The sequence below is a fragment of the Pseudomonas sp. AM4(2022) genome (genome assembly GCF_036346515.1).
Classification (GTDB): domain Bacteria; phylum Pseudomonadota; class Gammaproteobacteria; order Pseudomonadales; family Pseudomonadaceae; genus Aquipseudomonas; species Aquipseudomonas paracarnis.
Window position 1 is genome coordinate 60,458 of record NZ_JAOTNW010000002.1, and the last position, 17,942, is coordinate 78,399.

The following is a 17,942-nucleotide window of genomic DNA, read 5'->3' on the forward strand; positions in this document are numbered from 1 at the left end:
CAAATAAAAAACGGGAGCCCCGCAAAGGGCTCCCGTTTTTTTTATTTGACGTTAACGGTGATCACTTTCGATGCAACAGTGGGTTCGAACTGGCGATGCACGTTGTCGCCGGCCACCAATTGCAGGGTGTGCTTGCCTGGCGTCAGGGTCAGCTCGGTTTCGGTCTGCGCTTTGCCGAAGTGAATCGAGGTAGGCGTGGCCGGGATCGCCTCATTGGCGTTGAGCGACTCCACCTTCTGGTCTACCAACAGGTGGTGGTGCCCGGCGTTAGGCACTTGCTTGTCGATCGGTTCCAGGTCCAGCTTCTTGACGCCGAATTTGACGGTGAAGGTTTTATCAACGGTGGCGCCATCTTTCGGCGAGACGATGAACACTTCGGCACCTGCAGGTGCAGGCGTACGAGGAAGGTCTGCGGCGCTGGCCAACATCGAGGTACCCAGCAAAAGGCTGGCAATCGTTGCACGGGACAAAAGGGCTTTCATTCGCTTCTCCAGTTTTTCGGTGAAATCTGTAGGGTTATGACAACTTCGCGATAAATTGCGGTCCAAGGCACCCGACACCATAGCAAAACGATGCTCAACGGCGCCTCGCCTGTACGAATTCTTTAGGAGTGACCATGCGCTTTTCGCCTGGCCTGTTGCTGTTGCTTCCTCTTCTGAGCCCCTTGGCTCATGCCGAACTGATTGACGACGTCAACGATCGCGGTGAACTGCGCATCGCACTGGAAGCCAACACCCCGCCGTACAATTTCAAAGAGGGCGACAAACTCGCCGGCTTTGAAGTGGAGCTGGGTGAACTGCTGGCCAAGGAAATGGAGGTGCGCTCCTCGTTTATCACCACCGATAACGCGGACCTGCTTTCCGGTGTGGAAACCGGCAAGTACGACGTGGCCATTAACCATATGGCTATGACTGCCGAGCTTGAGGATCGTTTCGATTTCAGTGAGCCTTATCACCAGAAGCCGGAATTGGCGATCCCGTTCCAGAAGGGCAACCCGGCGTTCAAGACCAGTTTGAACGGGGCATTGAAGCGGGTGAAAGACGATGGCCGGTTGAAGGCGCTGTCGAAAAAGTGGTTTGAAGCGCAGTAAATGTGGGAGCTGGCTTGCCTGCGATAGCGGTGTATCAGCACCTTATGTGTAACTGACAGACCGCTATCGCAGGCAAGCCAGCTCCCACATTTGATCTGTTTAAGCTTCTTAAAGCTGCGTGAGGGCCACCTCCGCCTCTGGCAACTGCAACTCACTGAACACCTGCACACCATGGCGCTTGAGCAACGCCGCGGTGACGCCTTCGCCACTGACCTTCACCCCACTGAAGGTGCCGTCATAGGTCAACAGGTTGCCGCAGGACGGGCTGTTGGCCTTGAGAATGGCGATGCGGATGTGGTGGCGTTGCACCAACGCCAAGGCTTGGCGGGCGCCGTCGAGGAAGGCGCCGCTGAAGTCTTCGCCCTCGGCGGTCAGTACCTGGGCACGGCCTTCCCACACGTCGATGCCCTGCCCGCCGGGGATCTCGGCCGACGGCCGCGGTGTGGGCAAGCCGCCCGCCACTTCCGGGCAGATCGCAACCACGCGGCCTTCAGCTTGCCACACCGCCAGTTGGTCGAATGGGCCGCTGGCCCCGCCGTCATAGCGCACCTTGTGCCCGAGCAGGCAGCGGCTGACCAGAATCTTTTCCATGCTCAAAACGGCTCGTTACCCCGCCGGCGAAACCAGCCCGTCAGGGACAGGCGTTCACGCGTAGCGGGCAGGACTTCGTGGGGCACCTCGCCCGACAGGAATACCACCAGGCAGCCCCCGGTGGGCACCACGTCGTATTCGACCCCGCCCTTGAGGTACATGCGCAGTTGGCCGCCATGCTCGGGCAGCCAGGCGTCGTTCAAGTAGATCACCGCCGAGACCATGCGCCGGTCGTCGTCGCGAAAACGGTCTACATGCTTGAGGTAAAACGCGCCAGGCGGGTACATCGCGAAGTGGCTTTCGAAATCTTCCAGGCCCAGGAACAGGCTGCGATTCATCGCCAGGCGCAGGCCGTCCATCACGCCCATGTAGGTGTCGCAGATAGGCGCGTCCCCCTCCTCCAGCCACTGGATATGGTCACCGCGAATGCCTTCGCGAATCTCCTGGGCCGGCCCACGCCCTACCGCTGCGGGCGCCAGTTCACCTTGCGCCGCACGTTTACGGCACTCAGCCGCCAGCTCCAGGGTCAGAGCCTGGGGCAGGAAGCCATTTTGCTGCGACCAGCCTTTTTCGGCCAGGTCGTCGACGATGCGTTGCAGCAGCGGGTGATCGAGGGGTATTTGCATGGCGCGCATAGTATCCATACGCCTGAAAATCCGACAGCGCCGTTGAGCGTCCGAATACACTTTAGTCAGGTGACTGATAGGACTTCTCGACAAATCCTACGCCCGACACGGACAATAGTGGCCGACTGACAGGAGTCCTTATGCGTCGTTTGTTTTTTTCTGTGTTGATGTTCTGCGTTTTGCCCGCCTGGGCAGACGGCCATGACCAGTTGTACAAGGTCGCCGGCTGGGCCGAACAACGTGCGCACTTCAATGACGCCCTCAGTGCCGCCCAGCAGCGCTACCGCAATAGCCTGCCGCCGGTGGTGTACCAGGCGCTGGTGGACAACAGCAATAAACGCTTTGCCGCCCAGGCCATGGACCAGCGTGCCGAGGCGCAATTGCGCAAGCACTTGCCCGACCCGAAACCTGCCCTGGCGTTTTTCCAGTCGCCCCTGGGCCGCAAGATCGTCGCCGCCGAGTTGCTGGCCACGCGCCGCGACCAACTGGCAAAAAACGCCCAGGGCCTGCCCAAACTCGAAGCCGATGCCACCCGCAGCCTGATCATCGGCCACCTGGCCCAGGCCCTGCCCGCCCGCGAGGCCGGTGCCGAGGTCAGCCTGGCGATTGCGGGTGTAGCGGCCGACAGCTTGAGCCAGATGATCCCTGGCTTGCTTGGCGGTGGCCAGGCTCAAGGCATGTTGAATGGGCAGCGCGAGCGGTTGATGCAGCAGATCGACAAGGATTTGAACAATACCTTGCTGTATGTCTATCGGGATTTGTCCGACCCTGAGCTGGAAGAGTTCGCCACCTTTGCCGAGTCGCCGGAGGGTAAGGCGTATTACCAGGCTGCCCTGGCGGCCATTCGCGCAGGGCTGGCTGTCGGCCAAAGCACCTCAAGCCTGACGCAGTAAACCCTGTGGGAGCTGGCTTGCCTGCGATTGCGATCTGTCAGTTACACCGCTATCGCAGGCAAGCCAGCTCCCACATTTGGACCGCGTTATTTCAGGTGATCCGTGAGGAAGTTAAAATATGCTTCGCGAATCTGCGGAATTTCATTGGCCAAGTGATGCCGACCCTGCTTGAGCATCAACACCTCAGGCCGGTCGAACTTACCCCGCAACACCTGCAAATTGTGCTGCCAGTCCACCGTCATATCTTCCTCACCCTGCACGATCACCGGGCGCCGGGGGCTGCGGGGTGCGGCTTCGATGTGTTTGATCCAGCGCGCCAGCGACCCCACCCAGGCGGTAGGCAGTTGGCGAGGCTGTAGCGGGTCGGCTTCCAGGAACGGCTTGAACGCAGGGTCGTTGGAGTTATCGCTGAAACGCCGGGCGATGCCTTTGACGAAGGGGCGCAGCAGGTAATAGCTGACCTGCGACCAACCCCAGGCACGCGGCCGCACCAACGGCGACAGCAGGAAGGTCTTGCCCTGGGCCGGGCTTTGGGCGCCGTGGTTGAGCAGGTGGTCCACCACGATGGCGCCGCCGGTGCTTTGCCCGAACAGGTGCCAGGGTTGCGGCAATTGCAGCGCCTTGGCCTCGACGAACAACGCCTGCACCACGCTCTGGTACACCGCAAAGTCATCGATGCTGGCGCGCACGCCGCTGGACAAGCCATGGCCCGGCAGGTCGCAGGCGATCACCACGAAGCCCTGGTCCAACGCCCAATCCACCACATGGCGATACAGCCCCATGTGATCGTAGAAACCGTGGAACAGGAACATCGTCGCCACCGGCGCTGGCGGCCACCAGACCTGGGCCACCACCTCAAATCCCTCCACCTGCAAGCGCCCCAGGCGGCTCACCGCCGGCACCTGGCGTGCGGCCAGGTCGAGCCCGTAGAAACGCTGGTAAACCCTCGCCTCGGCTGACAGCGGCTGCGCATCCACCAGGGGGCGCAAGCTTTCGCGCAGATGATCAGGGTCAAAGGTGACGGGCATAAAGGCTTCCAGACTTGCGGTGGAGATGAATATCGAGCTGCGATATTCATCTGTCAGGACAAGCATGGCAAGCTACGCGACCTGCGAGGATACATCCAATGCGACCGCCCTACCGTAACGCCCTGTTCGCCAGCCTGATCCTGGTTATCTGCGCCGGGGTGCTGTGGGCGGCCTATGACTGGTTCCAGGGCCGCTACCTGCGCGCCTTCAGCGAACACACCGCGGTATTTTCCGGCGATGTGCTGCAACTGCCCGCCGCCCTCAGTGGCCCTGGCCCGATTCGCCTGGTGCACTTCTGGGACCCGGCCTGCCCGTGCAATGTCGGTAACCAGCAACACCTGGGCGAGTTGATCGAGCAGTACGCGCCCCAAGGGGTGGAGTTCTATGCCCTGCAAAAACCCGGCAGCCACGGCCAGTTACCCGAGAACCTGCGCCACCTGAAAGTCCTCGATGCCCTGCCCGGCGCGGACCAGATCCCCGCCAGCCCGGCCGTGGGCATTTGGGATCGCACCGGCAAGCTGGCGTATTTCGGCCCCTACAGCGAAGGCCTGACGTGCAACGCCAGCAACAGTTTTATCGAGCCGATCCTCAAGGCCCTTGGAACCGGACGCGAAGTGAATGCCACTCACACCCTCGCGGTAGGCTGCTATTGTTCGTGGCCTAAGGATCTGTAGTCCGTCCACTTTGGTAAGGAATGTTCATGAAGCGCGTCCTGCAGGTTTTTGCGGTGCTGATTGTGCTGGTCGCCCTGGGCGCCGGTTGGTACGTCTACAGCAAACAACCCACGCGCCAGGGCACGGTGACGCTGGCGCACCTGCAAGGTTCGGTCACGGTGCGCTACGACGACCGTGGCGTACCGCATATCCGTGCCGAAAACGAAGCCGACCTGTACCGCGCCCTGGGCTATGTGCATGCCCAGGACCGGCTGTTCCAGATGGAGATCATGCGGCGCCTGGCCCGTGGCGAACTGGCCGAGGTACTCGGGCCCAAGCTGCTGGAGACCGATAAGCTGTTTCGCAGCCTGCGCATCCGCGAGCGTGCCCTGAGCTATGTAGAGCATATGGACCCTGGCTCAGCCTCGACCAAGGCCCTGCAAGCCTACCTGGACGGGGTCAACCAGTATCAGGACAGCCACGCCAGCCCCATGGAGTTCGATGTACTGGGCATCACCAAGCGCCCGTTTACCGCCGAAGACAGCATCAGCGTCGCCGGGTACATGGCCTACAGCTTTGCCGCAGCCTTTCGCACCGAGCCGGTGCTGACCTATGTGCGCGACCGGCTGGGCAGCGACTACTTGAACGTCTTCGATCTCGACTGGCAACCCAAGGGCGCCCTCAACCTGGCGACCAGCGATTGGCAGACCCTTGGCGCCATCGCCGCCCTGAGCGAACAGGCCCTGGCCGACAACGGCCTGCCGCAGTTCGAAGGCAGCAATGCCTGGGCCGTCAGCGGCAGCCACACTCAAAGTGGCAAGCCGTTGCTGGCGGGTGACCCGCATATCCGCTTCTCGGTGCCTTCGGTGTGGTACGAGGCGCAGCTGTCGGCACCAGGCTTTGAGTTGTACGGCTACCACAACGCGCTGGTACCGGTGGCGTTCCTGGGGCACAACCTGGACTTCGGCTGGAGCCTGACCATGTTCCAGAACGACGACCTCGACCTGGTCGCCGAGAAGGTCAACCCGGACAACCCCAACCAGGTCTGGTACCACGACCAATGGGTGGACATGAGCAGCAGCGAGCAGCAGATCCAGGTCAAGGGCCAGGCGCCGGTGACCCTCACCCTGCGCCGCTCGCCCCACGGCCCGATCATCAACGACGTGCTCGGTGAGAACGCCGGCAGCACACCGATTGCCATGTGGTGGGCGTTCCTGGACAGTGAAAACCCGATCCTGGAGGGTTTCTACCAGCTCAACCGTGCCGACACCCTGGCCAAGGCTCGTGCCGCGGCCGCCAAGGTCTCGGCGCCGGGCCTGAACATCGTGTGGGCCAATGCCAAGGGCGATATAGGCTGGTGGGCAGCGGCGCAATTGCCGATCCGCCCGGCTGGCGTCAACCCGGCGTTCATCCTCGACGGCAGTACCGCCCAGGCCGACAAGCTGGGTTTCTACCCTTTCAGTGCCAACCCCCAGGAAGAAAACCCGCCGCGCGGCTACGTGGTGTCCGCCAATGCCCAGCCGGCATCGCCCACCGGCATGCCAATTCCCGGTTATTACAACCTGGCTGACCGTGGCCAGCAGTTGAACGCGCAGTTGAGCGACACAAGCGTGAAGTGGGATGTGACCAACAGCCAGGCCCTGCAACTGGGTACCACCACCGCCTATGGCCCGCGCCTGCTGGCGCCGCTGTTGCCGGTGCTGCGCGAGGTGGTCAAGGACCCGGCGCAACTCAAACTGGTGGAACAGCTTGCCAGCTGGAAAGGTGACTACCCGCTGGACTCCACCAGTGCCACGCTGTTCAACCAGTTGCTGTTCAACCTCAGCGACGCGACCTTTCACCCCAAACTCGGCGATGCCTTGTTCAAGACCCTGCTCGGCACCCGCGTGATCGACGCCGCATTGCCACGCCTGGCCGCATCGGCAGACTCACCCTGGTGGAACGGCAATCGGGCCGACACCGTCAAGCTCGTCTGGGACAATAGCCTGGCCCACCTCAAGGCTACGTTCGGCGATGACCCGGCGCAGTGGCAGTGGGGCAAGGCGCACACCCTGACCCACGGCCACCCGCTGGGCCTGCAAAAACCGCTGGATAAAATCTTCAACGTCGGCCCGTTCCCGGCACCGGGCAGCCACGAAGTGCCGAACAACCAGACCGCCCCGATTGGCCCGGCACCTTGGCCGGTGACCTACGGCCCGTCGACACGGCGCCTGATCGACTTCGCCGACCCGACCCACGCCCTCACCATCAACCCGGTGGGGCAAAGCGGTGTGCCCTTTGATACGCACTATGGCGACCAGGCGCAGAGCTATATCGAGGGCGGGTACGAGCAGGCGCACTTCAGTGATGAGGAGGTGACGGCCAATACCCGCGGTACCTTGAAACTGCTGCCCGCCCGATGATCGTTCCCACGCTCCGCGTGGGAATGCAGCCATGGACGCTCCGCGTCCGCCCTCAGAAGCGGGACGCAGAGCGTCCCAAGAGGCGTTACCACGCAGAGCGTGGGAACGATCACGCACGCTCAAACCGGCGCCGCAAAGTTAAGCCTGAACTGTTGCGGCGTGACGCCCAGCCGGCGGTTGAACACACTGCGCATGTGCTGGGCGTCGCGAAAGCCGCATTGATAGGCCACGGTTTTAAGCGGTGCGTGGCTGCTTTCAAGCATCACCCGCGCCGCATCCACGCGCGCCCTCTCGACAAATTCCGCTGGCGTAATCCGCGCTTCACGGGCAAACACCCGGGAGAAATTGCGCGCACTCATATTGGCCGCCTTGGCCAGGTCGGCAATGGTCAAGTCTCCCGTCAGGTTGGCCAGCACGTACAGCTGCACCAGCGCCACCGCCGAGGTGGTTTCGGCATGGGGCGTGAGGAACGGGCTGAACTGCGATTGCCCGCCCGAGCGCTGGGTGAACACCACCAGGCGCTTGGCCACGCTCAGGGCCACTTCCGGACCGTGATCCTGGGCCAGCAAGTACAACGACAGGTCGATACCTGCCGTGACCCCGGCGGAGGTGTAGAGCTTGCCGTCCTGCACATAGAGGCGGTCGGCTTCGACCTGGGCCGAGGGGCACAGGCGCGCCAGGCTGGCGGCATCGTTCCAATGGGTAGTGACGGTCTTGCCGTCCAGCAGACCTGCACGGGCCAGCATGAAGGCGCCATTGCAGATCGAGCCAAAGCGCTGCGCCTTCGCGGCGGCCGCGCGCAGCCAGGCGTCAAACTCGGGGCCAAAGTCTTCGAAGGGTAACTGCGGGCCACCGGCGACCAGCAACAGGTCGTAGGGTTGCCGGGCTTCGCTGTAGTGCTTGTGGGCCTGCAATGACAAACCGTTGGAGGCCGCCATGACGCCGTGGCCGAAGCCGAGCACTTCCAGCCGATAGTGATCCTCGGGCGCCAGGAAGCTATTGGCCTCGCAGAACACATCCATCGGCCCGGTCACGTCCAGCGACTGGACACCGGGGAAGATCAGGATGGCGACGGTTTTGCCCATGGTCACAAACACCTCTCTCACTGAATGAGCGCAAATCCCCTGTGGGAGCGGGCTTGCTCGCGAAAGCGGTGGTCCAGCCGACACATGCATCAACTGACAGGCCACTTTCGCGAGCAAGCCCGCTCCCACATTTGATCTCCTTAGGCCTGAAAGGGCTACTCCACTTGGCGCGATGTGGCGGCACATTGGCCGGGATCGCCCCCCTGTGGCGATAGCCGCTTCAGGGTCATGGGACCAGACTGGAATCTTTCCAGAGGAGATCCACCATGAGCACCACCATAGCCGGTATCCAGATCCCTGACAGCGCCTTGGCCAGGGCCACCACCGAATACATCCGCGACGTCGAATCGGACCTGCTCTACCACCATTCGCGCCGGGTCTTCCTGTTCGGCGCCTTGAGCGGTGAGCGCAAGCAATTGGCCTACAACCCGGAGTTGCTCTACGTCGGCGCGATGTTCCATGACCTGGGCCTGGTGGAAGGCCACCGCAGTGACGACGAGCGTTTCGAAGTGGACGGCGCCAACGCCGCCGCTGCGTTCCTCAAACCTTATGGGTTAAGCGATGACGATATCGAACAAGTGTGGTTGTCCATCGCCCTGCACACCACGCCGGGCGTGCCGAAACACCTGCGCCCCACCGTAGCGCTGGTGACCGCCGGTGTGGAGATGGACGTGCTGGGCATGGACTACACCGCGTTCAGCAGCGCGCATCGCGAAGCGGTGGTGCACGCGCATCCACGGGGTGAAGGGTTCAAGGAGTGCATTATCTGCGCGTTCGCCGACGGCTTGCGCCATCGCCCGCAGACCACGTTTGGCAACGTGAAGACCGATGTGCTGGTGGACCAGGAGCCGGGGTTCAAACCGATGAATTTTGTGCAGGTGATCCGCACGTCGCCGTGGGCTGCCTAGCTAAGCCCCACTGTAGGAGCGAGCTTGCTCGCGAAGAACGTTAATGATGACGCTGGGTACCTGACACCCAGCGGCGCTCTCAGGTTTTTCGCGAGCAAGCTCGCTCCTACAGTGGATCGCGTCGGCAGTTAGACCGGCGCTGGCGCCCGGCGCTTGTCCGGCTGCTGCCAGCCATCCGCCGCGGCTTCTTCAATCGCTTGCTGAATAGCCTTCTTGCGATGCTCTTCGGCCCGACGGCTGAAGAACCACACCAGGAAGGTCACCAGCGAAACCGCCAACAGAATCAGGCTCGCCACGGCGTTGATCTCGGGTTTAACCCCCAGACGCACCGCCGAGAACACTTCCATCGGCAAGGTGGTGGAACCGGGGCCCGACACGAAGCTGGCCAGTACCAGGTCGTCCAGCGATAGCGCGAACGACATCATGCCGCCCGCCGCCAGCGACGGCGCAATCATTGGGATGGTGATCAGGAAGAACACCTTCCACGGCCGTGCGCCCAGGTCCATCGCCGCTTCTTCGATCGACAGGTCCAGCTCACGCAAGCGCGCCGACACCACCACCGCCACATACGCCGCACAGAAGGTGGTGTGGGCGATCCAGATGGTGACGATGCCACGTTCCTGGGGCCAGCCGATCATCTGCGCCATGGCCACGAACAGCAGCAACAACGACAGACCGGTGATCACTTCGGGCATCACCAACGGTGCCGTCACCAGGCCACCGAACAGCGTGCGGCCCTTGAACTGGCTGATGCGCGTCAGCACGAAGGCCGCCAGGGTACCCAACGCTACCGCCGCCACCGCCGTGTAGCAGGCGATTTCCAGGGAGCGGGCCACCGAGCCCATCAACTGGGTGTTGTCCAACAGGCCCACGTACCACTTGATCGACCAACCGCCCCACACTGTCACCAGCTTGGATTCGTTGAACGAGTAGATCACCAGGATCAACATTGGCAGGTAGATGAACAACAAGCCTGCGACCAGCATGAAGCTGGAGAAACGAAAGCGCTTCATATCTTGCCCTCCAGCTCTTTGGCTTGGCTGCGGTTGAACAGGATGATCGGCACGATCAGGATCGCCAGCATCACCACCGCCAGGGCAGACGCCACCGGCCAGTCACGGTTGTTGAAGAACTCTTGCCACAACACCTTACCGATCATCAGGGTTTCCGGGCCGCCGAGCAGTTCAGGAATCACGAACTCGCCCACCACCGGGATAAACACCAGCATGCAACCGGCGATGATGCCGTTCTTGGACAGCGGCACGGTGATTTTCCAGAAGCTGTTGAAGGTGCTCGACCCCAGGTCGGAGGCGGCTTCCAGCAGGCTCTGGTCGTGCTTCACCAGGTTGGCGTACAGCGGCAGGATCATGAACGGCAGGTACGAATAGACCACGCCGATGTACACCGCGATGTTGGTGTTGAGGATCTGCAGCGGCTCGTTGATCAAGCCCATGGACATCAGGAAGCCATTGAGCAGGCCGTTGTTGCTGAGGATGCCCATCCACGCATATACCCGGATCAGGATCGCGGTCCAGGTGGGCATCATGATCAGCAGCACCAGCACGGTCTGCATCTCTTTGCGCGCGGTGGCGATGGCGTAGGCCATCGGGTAGCCGATCAGCAGGCACAGCAGCGTGCTGAAAAACGCCATCTTCAGCGAGCCCAGGTAGGCGGCGATGTACAACTCGTCGCCCGCCAGCAAGCTGTAGTTGGCCAGGTTCAGCACCACCTCCAGCTTTTGCTCAACGTAGGTATAGATCTCGGTATAGGGCGGGATCGCCACATCGGCTTCGGCAAAGCTGATTTTCAGCACGATGAAAAACGGCAGTGCGAAAAACAGGAACAGCCAGAGGAAGGGAATCCCGATGACCACCTGCTTGCCATTGGGCACGATGCGATCCAAGCGCCGCTTGAATTTCTTCATGTTCATGAGCGAAGTACCACGCCGCTGTCGTCTTCCCACCACACATACACCTGGTCACCCCAGGTTGGGCGCTGGCCACGGCGTTCGGCGTTGGCGACGAAGGACTGCACCAGCTTGCCGCTCGGCAGCTCCACGTAGAACACCGAGTGGCCGCCCAGGTAAGCAATGTCGTGCACCTTGCCGCTGGACCAGTTGTGCTCGCAGGTTGGCATTTCGGTGGTCACCAGCAGCTTTTCCGGGCGGATGGCGTAGGTCACCGACTTGTCTTCCACCGAGGTGGCGATGCCGTAGCCCACGTAGATGTCGCGGTCCAGGTCCGGGCATTTGAGCACCGCGTGGCCTTCGGCGTCGTCCACCACCTGGGTGTCGAAGATGTTGACGTTGCCAATGAACTCGCACACCAGGCGGCTGGTAGGGGTTTCGTAGATGTCGATCGGGCTGCCGATCTGGGCGATCCAGCCCAGGTGCATGATCGCGATGCGTTCGGCCATGGTCATGGCCTCTTCCTGGTCGTGGGTCACCATCACGCAGGTCACCCCAACGCGCTCGATGATTTCCACCAACTCCAGTTGCATCTGCGAGCGCAGCTTCTTGTCCAGTGCGCCCATCGGCTCATCGAGCAGCAGCAGTTTCGGGCGCTTGGCCAAGGAGCGGGCCAAGGCCACGCGCTGGCGCTGGCCGCCGGACAATTGGTGCGGCTTGCGCTTGGCATATTGGCTCATCTGTACCAGCTTGAGCATCTCGGCCACGCGTGCGTCGACTTCAGCCTTGGGGATCTTGTCCTGTTGCAGGCCGAAGGCGATGTTCTGCGCCACGGTCATGTGCGGGAACAAGGCGTAGGACTGGAACATCATGTTGATCGGCCGCTCGTAGGGCGGCATGTCGGTGATGTCCACACCGTCGAGGTAGATGCGACCTTCGGTTGGGCGCTCGAAACCTGCAAGCATGCGCAGCAAGGTGGATTTGCCCGAACCCGAACCGCCGAGCAAGGCGAAGATCTCGCCCTTCTTGATTTCCAGGGACACATCGTCCACGGCAATCGTCTCGTCGAACTTCTTCGTGACCCGGTCGATTTTGACCAGCACCTTTTTCGGTGTCTGGTCGCCCTCGAGGGCTTTCTTATAGGCGCCGGAGGCAACTGCCATTTACGAAACTCCCAAAAAAAACTGTGCAGCCGGCCCAATGCGGGCCAGCCTTGGATAGTTTGAGCCTTACTTGCCCGTCTTGACCTTGGTCCAGCTACGGGTCATTAAACGCTGCACTTTCGGGGGTAGCTCAAAGTTGACGAATGTCCGCTCGAGAACCGCCTGCGGTGGGTAAACCGCTGCGTCGGTGCGTATCGATTGCTCCATCAGTTTGTCCGCCCCTGGGTTAGGGTTGGCGTAACCGACTTGATCGCTGACCTGAGCGATCACCTCAGGCTGCAGCAAATAGTTGATGAAGGCGTGGGCTTCCTTGACGTTGCTGGCATCCTTGGGAATCGCCAGCACGTCGAACCACAGGTTGCCGCCTTCTTTGGGAATCGTGTAGGCGATGTTCACGCCTTTGCCCGCCTCCGCCGCACGGGCCTTGGCCTGGAACACATCGCCGGAGAAACCGGCCGCCACGCAGATGTTGCCGTTGGCCAGGTCCGAGATGTATTTGGAGGAATGGAAGTAGGTCACGTAGGGCCGCACCTTCAGCAGTTTTTCCTCGGCTTTCTTGTAGTCGGCCGGGTTGGTGCTGTTGGGGTCCAGGCCCATGTAGTTGAGTACTGCGGGCAGCATTTCATCGGCCGAGTCCATGAACGACACGCCGCAAGTGGCCAACTTCTTCATGTTTTCCGGTTCGAACAACACGGCCCAGGAGTCGATCTTGTCGACACCCAGCACTTCTTTGACCTTGTCGACGTTGTAGCCAATGCCGTTGGTGCCCCACAGGTACGGCACCGCGTACTGGTTGCCCGGGTCGTTCTTTTCCAGGCGCTTGAGCAGCACCGGGTCGAGGTTGGCGTAGTGAGTCAGCAACGACTTGTCGAGCTTCTGGAACGCCCCAGCCTTGATCTGCTTGCCCAGGAAATGGTTGGACGGCACCACGACGTCGTAGCCGGTACGCCCGGCGAGCAACTTGCCTTCCAGGGTTTCGTTGGAGTCAAACACGTCATACACGGGCTTGATACCGCTGGCCTTTTCGAAGTTGGCCAGGGTGTCGGGGCCGATGTAGTCCGACCAGTTATAAATATGCACCGTCGGTGCGGCCTGTACGCTGGCAGCCAGCGTGATACCTGCACCCACCAGCATGGCTTTGCGAAATAAAGAAATTGGCAAGTGGAGGTCCTCTTGAATAGTTGGGGCCTTGAAGTTGTTGCCCGGCAACAAAACCGGCGCGCAACTTACCTTCGATAAACCGATCCGGCAAAACTTTCTGTCATTTATTTTCTGTACGGTTGCCGCTGTTTGTAGGAGCGAGCTTGCTCGCGAAGAACTCACAGGCAACGCGGGCGACCAGAGGCGCTGCGTTATCGTTGACGATTTTCGCGAGCAAGCTCGCTCCTACAGGTTTCTGGCGTTATTTACCGGACTTGATCTTGGTCCAGCTACGGGTCATTTCACGCTGAGTTGCCGCCGGCATGTCGGCAATGGCGTAGAGCTTGGATTGCACTTCGGCCGACGGATAAATACCCGGGTCGCTGGTGATGTCTTTATCGACCAGAGCGGTGGCTTTCTCGTTACCGTTCGGGAAACGCACACTGTTGGTGATCGCGGCCATGACGTCTGGCTTGAGCAGGTAGTTCATGAATGCGTAGGCAGCGTCGACGTTTTCGGCATCCTTGGGAATGGCGACCATGTCGAAGAAGCTGCCAGCACCTTCCTTGGGAATGTCGTAGGCGATCTTGACCTTGCCACCGGCTTCAGCCGCGCGGGTTTTGGCCTGTTCGATGTCACCCGAGTAGCCCACAGCCACGCAGATGTTGCCGTTGGCCAGGTCGGAGATGTATTTGGACGAGTGGAAGTAGCCGATCGAAGGACGGATTTTCATGAACAGGTCTTCGGCCTGTTTCAGATCAGCCTTCTTCGTGGTGTCGGTCGGCAGGCCCAGGTAATGCAGCGCTACCGGCAGCATTTCGGTTGGCGAATCGAGGAAGCTCACGCCGCAGCTTTTCAGCTTGGCGATGTTTTCCGGCTTCATCAGTACGTCCCATGAGTCGATCTTGTCCACGCCCAGTGCGGCCTTGACCTTCTCCGGGTTGTAGCCGATGCCCATCGAGCCCCACATGTACGGGAAGGCGTGCTTGTTGTCCGGGTCGCTGACCGATACGGCCTTGAGCAGGGATTTGTTCAGGTTGCCGTAGTTGGACAGCTTGGACTTGTCCAGCTCCTGGTAGACACCGGCCTTGATCTGCTTGGCGAGGAAGCTGTTCGACGGTACGACGATGTCGTAGCCGGACTTGCCTGCCAGCAACTTGGCTTCCAGGGTCTCGTTGCTGTCAAAAACGTCGTACACCACTTTGATGCCCGACTCTTTTTCAAAGTTGGCAATGGTGTCCGGTGCAATGTAGTCGGACCAGTTGTAGACGTGCAGCACTTTACTGTCTGCCTGGGCCGCGCCCGCCATTGCGCCCATCAGGGACAAGGCGAGGAGGGTCTTGCCAGCGTTCTTCAAACCTAATGCCTTCATTTGGTGATGCTCCAATTTTTTCTTTTTTGGGCCACAAGCGTTGTATGTTTTACGGCCCAACCGAAGGGCAACAAAACAGGGCGACAGTCTGGCAAGTTCAGGGGCCGGCTTTCAACCAAAGCCCCTGCATTTGTAACTGCCCAGCGCACCGCGCACTGAGCCTAGCACTTAGCCCTGCAAGGCAGCCAAAGTCAGGTCCAGGCAGTGACGGGCCTTGGTTACCAGCTCGTCGATTTCAGCCTTGCTGATGACCAGTGGCGGCGAAATGATCATGGTGTCGCCCACGGCGCGCATGATCAGGCCATTTTCAAAGCAGAAGGTTCGGCAGATCATGCCGGCGCCTTTGCCTTCGTGACGCTTGCGCGTCGCCTTGTCCTGCACCAGCTCGATCGCACCGAGCATACCGACGCCGCGGACCTCACCCACCAGCGGATGATCGCCCAGTTCCCTCAGACGTTTCTGCAAATACGGTGCCGTTTCGTCGTGCACACGGTTAACGATTTTTTCATCGCGCAGGATGCGGATGTTCTCCAGCGCCACAGCCGCGGCCACCGGGTGACCGGAGTAGGTAAAGCCGTGGTTGAAATCGCCCCCTTCGTTGAGCACCGCCACCACTTCGTCGCGCACGATCAGGCCGCCCATGGGCACGTAGCCCGAGGTCAGGCCCTTGGCGATGGTCATCATGTGCGGCTTGAGGTCGTAGAAATCGCTACCGAACCACTCACCGGTACGGCCGAAACCGCAGATTACTTCGTCGGCGACAAACAGGATGTCGTACTTGGCGAGGATTTCCTTGATGCGCGGCCAGTACGTGGCCGGCGGCACAATTACGCCACCGGCGCCCTGGATCGGCTCGGCAATAAAGGCGCCGACGTTGTCCACGCCCAGCTCCAGGATTTTCTCTTCCAACTGGTTGGCGGCCCACACACCGAATTCCTCGGGGCTCATGTCGCCGCCTTCGCCAAACCAGTACGGCTGCGCGATGTGGGTAATGCCCGGGATCGGCAAGTCGCCCTGCTCGTGCATATAGGTCATGCCGCCCAGGCTGGCGCCGGCCACGGTAGAGCCGTGGTAGCCATTCTTGCGGGCAATGATGGTTTTCTTGTTGGGCTGGCCCTTGATCGCCCAGTAGTGGCGGACCATGCGCAACATGGTGTCGTTGCCTTCGGAGCCCGAGCCGGTGAAGAACACGTGGTTCATGCCAGCCGGCGCGACATCGGAAATGACCTTGGCCAACTCCAATACCGGCGGGTGTGCGGTCTGGAAGAACAGGTTGTAGTACGGCAGTTCTTTCATCTGCTTGGCGGCGGCATCGGCCAGTTCATCGCGACCGTAACCGATCGCCACGCACCACAGGCCGGCCATACCGTCGAGGATCTTGTTGCCTTCGCTGTCCCACAGGTAAACACCGTGGGCTTTGGTGATGATCCTTGGACCTTTCTCTTTCAATTGCTTGAAGTCGCTGAACGGCGCCAGGTGGTGATCATTGCTCAAGGCTTGCCATTCACGGGTTTGCGGGTTGTTGCTGGACATACCAATCTCCTAGACTTTTCAGTGAAGGGCGCACCGTTTGAAGCGTACGCCCGGCGCATCAGACGGCGAAGAGCAGGAATTCCCGCTCCCACGAACTGATCACGCGCTTGAAGTTTTCATGCTCGGCCCGCTTGACCGCGACGTAGCCTGTGATGAATTTTTGCCCCAGGTATTTCTCGATGGTCTTGCTGTTTTCCATGCGTTCCAGGGCGTCTTCGATGGTCAACGGCAGGCGCAGGTTGCGCCGCTCGTAACCACGGCCCACCACCGGCGCGCTCGGGTTATGGCCTTCGACCATGCCGATGTAGCCGCACAACAGGCTGGCGGCAATCGCCAGGTACGGGTTGGCGTCGGCGCCCGGCAGGCGGTTTTCCACGCGGCGGTTCTGCGGGCCGGCATCCGGTACGCGCAGGCCGACGGTGCGGTTTTCTTCGCCCCATTCCACGTTCACCGGCGCCGAGGTATCGGGCAGGAAGCGGCGGAACGAGTTCACGTTGGGGGCGAATAAAGGCAGCAATTCAGGGATGAACTTCTGCAGGCCGCCAATGTGGTTGAGGAACAGCTGGCTCATGGTCCCGTCTTCATTGGAGAAGACGTTCTTGCCGGTGGCAATGTCGATGATGCTCTGGTGCAGGTGCATCGCGCTGCCGGGCTCGCCGGTCATGGGCTTGGCCATGAAGGTGGCGGCCACGTCGTGCTTGAGCGCGGCTTCACGCATGGTGCGCTTGAACACCAGGATCTGGTCGGCCAAGGACAGGGCATCGCCGTGACGGAAGTTGATTTCCATCTGCGCGGTGCCGTCCTCGTGGATCAGGGTGTCGAGGTCCAGCTCCTGGAGTTCGCACCAGTCGTAGACGTCTTCGAACAGCGGGTCGAATTCGTTGGCCGCTTCTATAGAGAAGGACTGGCGACCGGTTTCCGGGCGGCCGGAGCGGCCAATCGGCGGTTGCAGCGGGAAGTCCGGGTCTTCGCAGCGCTTGGTCAGGTAGAACTCCATCTCCGGCGCCACGATGGGCTGCCAGCCGCGGTCGGAGTAGAGTTTGAGGACTTTCTTGAGCACGTTGCGCGGCGACAGCTCGATCGGGTTGCCTTGCTTGTCGTAGGTGTCGTGGATCACCTGGGCGGTCGGCTCGATGGCCCAGGGCACCAGGAATACCGCATTCTGGTCGGGGCGGCAGATCATGTCGATGTCGGCCGGGTCGAGCAATTCGTAATAGATGTCGTCTTCGACATAGTCGCCGGTCACGGTCTGCAACAGAACGCTCTCGGGCAGGCGCATGCCTTTTTCGGCAATGAACTTGTTGGTCGGCGAGATCTTGCCCCGGGTGATGCCGGTGAGGTCGCCAATCATGCATTCGACTTCTGTGATCTTGTGGTCTTTCAACCAATCGGTGAGCTGGTCGAGGTTGTTACTCATAAATGCCTCTGGGCTGGGTTTCCTGGCATCCATTAAAGGCCAGGCGTTGGTTGACGCAGCATCCGCGTCGTTTTTTCATTCAGGGTAGGAGCTTACCTGCCATTTGCCCATGGGTTGCATTCCTCACGCCAAAGT

17 protein-coding genes are annotated in these 17,942 nt (G+C 60.9%); 5 read left to right on the top strand and 12 right to left on the bottom strand.

Annotation, left to right across the window (positions count from 1 at the left end; translation table 11 throughout):
* Positions 1–41 precede the first annotated feature (41 nt).
* Positions 42–482: a DUF4399 domain-containing protein gene (locus ODQ19_RS02585; RefSeq protein ID WP_116666658.1), complete on the bottom strand. Its 441-nt coding sequence runs from the start codon at positions 480–482 to the stop codon at positions 42–44.
* Positions 483–616: 134 nt separating this feature from the next.
* On the opposite strand from ODQ19_RS02585, the gene ODQ19_RS02590 reads away from it, so the two are divergent.
* Positions 617–1,090, top strand: a complete 474-nt coding sequence (locus ODQ19_RS02590; protein WP_330209271.1) for a transporter substrate-binding domain-containing protein — start codon at positions 617–619, stop codon at positions 1,088–1,090.
* Positions 1,091–1,198: 108 nt separating this feature from the next.
* Here ODQ19_RS02590 and ODQ19_RS02595 read toward each other — a convergent pair whose 3' ends face one another.
* Complete coding sequence (locus ODQ19_RS02595; RefSeq protein ID WP_330209272.1) at positions 1,199–1,681, bottom strand: DUF523 domain-containing protein; 483 nt, start codon at positions 1,679–1,681, stop codon at positions 1,199–1,201.
* Positions 1,682–1,683: 2 nt separating this feature from the next.
* The gene (locus ODQ19_RS02600) at positions 1,684–2,316 is read right to left on the bottom strand and encodes a 2OG-Fe(II) oxygenase (protein ID WP_003195222.1); all 633 of its coding nucleotides are present in this window, start codon (positions 2,314–2,316) and stop codon (positions 1,684–1,686) included.
* Positions 2,317–2,447: 131 nt separating this feature from the next.
* Between ODQ19_RS02600 and ODQ19_RS02605 the strand changes: the two genes are divergently transcribed.
* On the top strand, positions 2,448–3,200 hold the full coding sequence (locus ODQ19_RS02605) for a DUF2059 domain-containing protein (protein ID WP_003195224.1): 753 nt from the start codon (positions 2,448–2,450) through the stop codon (positions 3,198–3,200).
* 86 nt (positions 3,201–3,286) lie between these two features.
* Here the strand turns inward: ODQ19_RS02605 and ODQ19_RS02610 are convergent, their stop codons facing one another.
* The gene (locus ODQ19_RS02610; protein WP_330209273.1) at positions 3,287–4,228 is read right to left on the bottom strand and encodes an alpha/beta hydrolase; all 942 of its coding nucleotides are present in this window, start codon (positions 4,226–4,228) and stop codon (positions 3,287–3,289) included.
* A 98-nt stretch (positions 4,229–4,326) separates the two neighbouring features.
* On the opposite strand from ODQ19_RS02610, the gene ODQ19_RS02615 reads away from it, so the two are divergent.
* Together ODQ19_RS02615 and ODQ19_RS02620 are read left to right on the top strand one after the other, a co-directional pair.
* Positions 4,327–4,902, top strand: a complete 576-nt coding sequence (locus ODQ19_RS02615) for a DUF6436 domain-containing protein (RefSeq protein ID WP_330209274.1) — start codon at positions 4,327–4,329, stop codon at positions 4,900–4,902.
* Between the two features lie 26 nt (positions 4,903–4,928).
* Positions 4,929–7,283, top strand: a complete 2,355-nt coding sequence (locus ODQ19_RS02620) for a penicillin acylase family protein (protein ID WP_330209275.1) — start codon at positions 4,929–4,931, stop codon at positions 7,281–7,283.
* 119 nt (positions 7,284–7,402) lie between these two features.
* Here the strand turns inward: ODQ19_RS02620 and ODQ19_RS02625 are convergent, their stop codons facing one another.
* Positions 7,403–8,368, bottom strand: a complete 966-nt coding sequence (locus ODQ19_RS02625) for a GlxA family transcriptional regulator (protein ID WP_330209276.1) — start codon at positions 8,366–8,368, stop codon at positions 7,403–7,405.
* A gap of 266 nt (positions 8,369–8,634) precedes the next feature.
* Here ODQ19_RS02625 and ODQ19_RS02630 point away from each other — a divergent pair, with 266 nt between their 5' ends.
* A complete protein-coding gene (locus ODQ19_RS02630) occupies positions 8,635–9,276 on the top strand; it encodes an HD domain-containing protein (protein ID WP_116666649.1) in 642 nt (213 codons plus the stop codon).
* A 128-nt stretch (positions 9,277–9,404) separates the two neighbouring features.
* Here ODQ19_RS02630 and ODQ19_RS02640 read toward each other — a convergent pair whose 3' ends face one another.
* The 7 genes from ODQ19_RS02640 to ODQ19_RS02670 all read right to left on the bottom strand — a co-directional run bounded on the left by ODQ19_RS02640 (position 9,405) and on the right by ODQ19_RS02670 (position 17,807).
* Complete coding sequence (locus ODQ19_RS02640) at positions 9,405–10,289, bottom strand: ABC transporter permease subunit (protein WP_003195236.1); 885 nt, start codon at positions 10,287–10,289, stop codon at positions 9,405–9,407.
* Positions 10,286–11,206, bottom strand: a complete 921-nt coding sequence (locus ODQ19_RS02645) for an ABC transporter permease subunit (RefSeq protein ID WP_003195238.1) — start codon at positions 11,204–11,206, stop codon at positions 10,286–10,288. The genes ODQ19_RS02640 and ODQ19_RS02645 overlap by 4 nt, the downstream gene beginning before the upstream one ends.
* Positions 11,203–12,345 (bottom strand): ABC transporter ATP-binding protein, encoded by a 1,143-nt coding sequence (locus ODQ19_RS02650; protein ID WP_003195240.1) that lies wholly within the window; start codon positions 12,343–12,345, stop codon positions 11,203–11,205. The genes ODQ19_RS02645 and ODQ19_RS02650 overlap by 4 nt, the downstream gene beginning before the upstream one ends.
* Before the next feature lie 66 nt (positions 12,346–12,411).
* Positions 12,412–13,506 carry a polyamine ABC transporter substrate-binding protein gene (locus ODQ19_RS02655; protein ID WP_032894637.1) on the bottom strand — a complete coding sequence of 365 codons (1,095 nt, stop codon included), beginning with the start codon at positions 13,504–13,506 and terminating at the stop codon, positions 12,412–12,414.
* 241 nt (positions 13,507–13,747) lie between these two features.
* Positions 13,748–14,842, bottom strand: coding sequence for a polyamine ABC transporter substrate-binding protein (locus tag ODQ19_RS02660; protein ID WP_116666660.1), 1,095 nt, complete (start codon positions 14,840–14,842; stop codon positions 13,748–13,750).
* A 183-nt stretch (positions 14,843–15,025) separates the two neighbouring features.
* Positions 15,026–16,390, bottom strand: coding sequence for an aspartate aminotransferase family protein (locus ODQ19_RS02665; RefSeq protein ID WP_014720386.1), 1,365 nt, complete (start codon positions 16,388–16,390; stop codon positions 15,026–15,028).
* A gap of 58 nt (positions 16,391–16,448) precedes the next feature.
* On the bottom strand, positions 16,449–17,807 hold the full coding sequence (locus ODQ19_RS02670; RefSeq protein ID WP_003195249.1) for a glutamine synthetase family protein: 1,359 nt from the start codon (positions 17,805–17,807) through the stop codon (positions 16,449–16,451).
* Positions 17,808–17,942: the final 135 nt, after the last annotated feature.